Genomic DNA, 4,968 nt, shown 5'->3' on the forward strand with positions numbered 1-4,968 from the left:
AATGTGCTCTGCCTACCGGTGGTAGGTGGGTGGTGTCGTGGCTGGTTTCGGTCGGGTGGTGGTGTGTCGTGGCGTATGGTTTCCGGTTGGTTCATGCGTCGGGTGCGGGGTCTTCGGGGGCGGTGGTGTCGTATTACTGTGACGCGGCGGAGGCGTATCCGGGGTATGTGGGTCGTGTGGTGGGGTTGTCGTATGGGGCGGATGGCGTGCTGTCGGCCCGGCGTGATTTGGGGCGTGAGGGGTTCGCGAACCTGTTGCGTTTCCGCGGCGTGGATGGTGTGGAGAGGCGTGGGGTCGTGCGGGCGAATTCGGTGTTGGCGGCGGATTGGACGTTCACGGTGGGCAAGGCGCAGTCGCTGGCGTGGGCGTTGGGGGACGCGTCCCTGCGTGGGGCGGTGGAGTCGCGGGCCCGTTTGGTCAACGAGCGGAAGATGGGCGTCCTCGCGTCGCGTCTGGTGACGCGTGTGGGCGGCCGGGGCGAGCAGGTGGACGTGCATGGTCTGGGCATGGAGGCCGTGGTGGCGGTGCATCACACGTCGCGTGCGGGCGATCCTCACCTGCATCTGCATACGGTGGTCGTGAACCGGACGAAGGGGCCGGATGGCCGCTGGCACGCGTTCCGCACGAGGCCGATGCGGGAGCTTGCGCCTCTGCTGGCGGCGTTGGAGACGTATGGCATGGCGAACGACATCGCGTATCGGCGTCTGTTCGCGGCGCGTGGTCTGACGCTGATGGCCGATGGTTCGGTGCCCGAGCTGGAGGACATGGCGGCGAGGGCGTCGAAGCGGCGGGACCAGGCCGAACGCGAGCTCGGCCGGCTGGTGGCCGAGTGGCGGGAGCGTAACCGGGCCGACCCGGACGAGATGCCGCCGGCGCGCACCCTGCACGAGTTCCGTCGGCTGGCGTGGAAGAGGGGGCGTCCCGCCAAGGCGAAGGAGAAGGGCGTGGACGGGTGGCTGAAGGAGTTCGGACGTCTTCCGGACCTGCCGCCCCTGCCCGTGCCGATGGCCCCGGATTCGGCTTTGATCGACGACGCGGAGGTGTCGCGTCTGGCCGTGGATCGGCTCCTGGGAAGGGGGCGGAGCGCGTATTCGCGTTGGGATGTGGAGGCCGAGGTCGTCACGATACTGGGCGAACGCCGCTACGACGTGCTGGGCATGATGGACCGTATCGGGGCGATAGCCGCCCGTGCGGTGGAGGGCAGCATGGACCTGGGCGCGGGCATGGGGGCGCCGGATCCGGGCTATCACCGCCGCTACACGTCGCCCCTCGTGCTGGAACGCGAGCGGCGTCTGCGTTCCCTGATGATACATCTGCACGTCCCGGATACCGTCCCGGACGCGGGGCCGTTGGACGACGAGGCGTTGCGGGGGCTGGACGGGGAGCAGCGCGCGGCGGTGTCGTACCTGCGTTCCGGTGGTGGTCTGAAGGTCGTCGAGGGCGCGGCCGGCACGGGCAAGACCACCATGCTCAAAACGGCGGTCCGGGGCCTTGACGTGATCGGCCTGACGCCGTCGAAGCAGGCCGCGAACGTGTTGGGAGGGGAGCTGGAACTGCCCGCGGACAGCGTGCAGAAGCTCATCTGGGAGCATGGCTGGCGTATGGACGAGCATGGCGTGTGGAGACGGAGGCAGCAGCTGGAGCCGGAGGACGCCGCGTACCGGCTGTATGGGAGGAACGGGCCGCGCACGATCGTGATCGACGAGGCCGGCATGCTCGGCCAGGACGTCGCCGAGGCCGTGCTCACGCTGGCGGAGCTGAACGGGTGCCCGGTATGGATGATCGGCGACCGCGCCCAGTTGCCGGCCGTGGGCGCCGGCGGCGTGCTGCATCTCGCGTTGGAGGCGGAGCCGTGCCATGCGGAGATGACCATCACCCACCGGTTCCGCGATCCCGCGTATGCGGCCCTGACCCTGCGCATGAGGGACCGGAAGGACCCCGGGGCCGTGTTCGACGCGCTCACCGGGGATCCGGAGGTTCCCGCCCGGCCGCGCCGGCGGCGGGGCGAGTCCCCGGAATCGTTCGGCCGCCGGCTGGGCGATGCGGCCGAACGGGCGGCCCGCAACATCGCCGACATCCTGCGCCGCCGTCCCGTAGGGGACCGGCCCATGGTGGAACGGTTCGACGACGCGGAACGTCTCGTGGGCCGCATCGCCGCCGAATGGCGTGACGGCACCGTCGTCAGCGTCCGGACCCGCGCCCAGGCGCTGGCCGTGAACACCGCCATCCATTCGCGTCTCGAACGCGGGGGAGTCCTCAGCGGCCCACGGGCCACGGGGCGTGACGGCATCGAGGTCAGGCAGGGGGACCTGATAGCCACCCGCCGCAACGACCGGTTCCTCGGGGTCGCGAACCGTCGCCGCTGGCGCGTCGCCTCCATCGACGGCGACGGGCTGAGGGCCGTGCCCCTGGACGGCGGCCGGGCGGTGACGCTGCCCATGGATTATGTGGCCGACGCCGTGGAATACGGGTACGCGGCCACGGTATACGGCAACCAGGGCGTCACCGGGGACAGGTCCATCACCTGGCTCGACGAGGCATCGACCGCGAACGGCATGTACGTCGGCCAGACGCGGGGGCGCGGCGAGAACCGCGTATACGCCGTGGCCGGCGACCTGGCGCGGATGAGGTCCATGTACGAGAACGCCTACCATAACGACGCGGGAACGGGGCTCGTCTACCGGCTCGAACGGGACGTGAGGGCCGAGATGGCGGCAGACCTCGGCGTCGAGGACGCGGCGGCCGACCCCGAGCGCCTGCGGCTGATGCGCGAACTGCTCGGCGACGGCGCGAGGGCGTTGCGAAGGCTCCGCCCCGAAAGCGATTGGGAGGTGACGGACACCCCCGAGGCCATGGAGTCGGCCATGGAACGGGACCGGAGGCTCTACGAGAAGGCCTGCAGGGCCGAGGAGCGGGCCGACGAACGACGCCGCAGGGCCTGGGAGGAGGTCGTCGGCCTGCAGCGGCGGGCCGATGACGAGCGCGAACGGCTGGCGGAGGCGAAGAAGACGATCGGCGAACGCTACGACCAGGCCGTATCGAAACGCGACTCGCTCATCGACGGACTGCGCCGTGAACGGTGGATGCTGAGGATGAACATGCCTCCCGAACCCCTGCCGGGCCTTCCCGGCGGCGGACGGCGACGGAGGCAATGGCAGGCCGAGATCGACGGCATCGGCCAGCGCATCGCCCGCATCCGCGCGGAATTCCAGGACCGGTGGGGAGTGCGGCCGGTCGAATACAAGGACCCGTCACGTCCCAGCGAACGGGAACGGCAGCGGGAACGGGAGAACCGCGCCCTCGTCATCGGCAACGACCCCGCGGTCATCGAGGCCGGGACGCGTCTGCGGCGGACGCTCGCCGCACTGGGCGAACCCAACGATTGGAAGAAGAACTGTCCCGACCCGGTCAAGGCCATGAACGGGCAGGACGCCATGCATGCGGACTCCTGGCAGGACGGGGCTCCCCGTGACAGGGTGCATGTGCGGTGGGAGTGGGGGTCCCCTCCATCGCGATGGCTAAAGCCGGAGAAGCGGTTCCACGAGCAACTGCCCGAACGCGTGCCCATGCCGATGCGCCATCCACCCACCGGCGCATGGAAGGCCGCATGGGAGAGCGAAGCCGCATGGTACTGCCGGGCGCAGGTCTACCAGAAGGCCCTAGGCTTCCTGAGGGGCACCGGCACGAGACCGGCGCGCCACGAACAGGCCGTGGCGCGGGCCCGTGAGGCCGCCATACTGGAACAGGCCATGACGGACGGGGACCGGGCGGCCTCCCAGGGCATCGTCGACGACGAGGCCCTGGCCGTGCTTCGCCGCTACGTGCAGCAGCCGGCGATCGAACGATACGAACGCACCATCGACGCGCCCAGCGAGGAAAGCAGGCAGAGCGTGCCATGGTCATACGGCCTGATGTGGAACGGCGCGGACTACGGCCGCGACCGGATCGATTGGGGCTGCCAGACCTCCGAAAGGTTCTACAGGAGCCACGGCGACTACATGCCGGCGGAGCCGTGGATGGACGGTTGGCGGCCGTACCTCGACGAGAAGCCGGGACTGCGCGAGGCCCTTGCCGAGAACAAGCGCCGCGATCCCGACAACCCCATATGGCATAAGGAATACACCATGACGGACGGCCGAACCGTCACGCTCGGCGAAGCCATCGACGAACAGGAGAAGCCGGCCGAACGCCTCAGCCGCAGGCAGTTGGAGACCATGGGGCCCGAACGGATGGAACAGGCCCTCATGCGGTACGAGGAGGACCGTGACACACGCTCCAGCTGGGAGATGACCATGCGCTACGCATACATCAGTTACGCCGCCGACCTCGCGGAGGACCACAACGAGGGAAACCTGGCCCGGGCCACATCCCTCGACAGGGACGTGCGCCAATGCCTGGACATAAGAAGACGATGCAGGGGCCCTGTCAGCGGCGGCCCCGATCCGTCATCCTCTCCCTCGGCCTCGGCATCCTACAGCGTCCCGACCCTCGGCATCTGAGCCATCCCGGCCGTCGGTCGGTATCCTCAAAGAGACGTGCGGAAGGAGGCACGGGACCATGAGCGACAAGGAACGGACACCATGGGGCAGCCAGCGGCCTCCGACACCGCCAAAAGGACAGACGGCATACAAGCCGCCACGCTCCGAAACCACCGGCCGGCCCATACTGCCGGCCGAATGGGACGAACCCGTCGACGACATCTATGACGAGGCCACAGACGTCGACGGGGCCGTCCCGGCCATAGGCCATGAGCTCATGACCATGATTTCAGGGCCCAGGGCGGTCGGCGGCACCATCCGGGAGACGATACGGACGGCCTCCGAACGTCCCCGACACCATGCAACCCTCCCACCGAACCCCGGATGCCCGGACGGAAACCACGGGACATCTCGGAATCACCGGCCACCCCCAGCCATACAGGGGACCGCGCGAAACCATTCCAGCATGCAGGCGCCGTCATCCACGCCC

General features: G+C 69.2%; 1 protein-coding gene. It reads left to right on the top strand.

Annotated elements, in window-relative coordinates; genetic code table 11:
• The first annotated feature begins 125 nt into the window (after positions 1-125).
• Positions 126-4,499, top strand: a complete 4,374-nt coding sequence (locus tag DF200_RS10440) for an AAA family ATPase (RefSeq protein ID WP_158275847.1) — start codon at positions 126-128, stop codon at positions 4,497-4,499.
• Positions 4,500-4,968 lie beyond the last annotated feature (469 nt).

The organism is Bifidobacterium catulorum, assembly GCF_003129925.1.
GTDB classification, from domain to species: Bacteria; Actinomycetota; Actinomycetes; order Actinomycetales; family Bifidobacteriaceae; genus Galliscardovia; species Galliscardovia catulorum.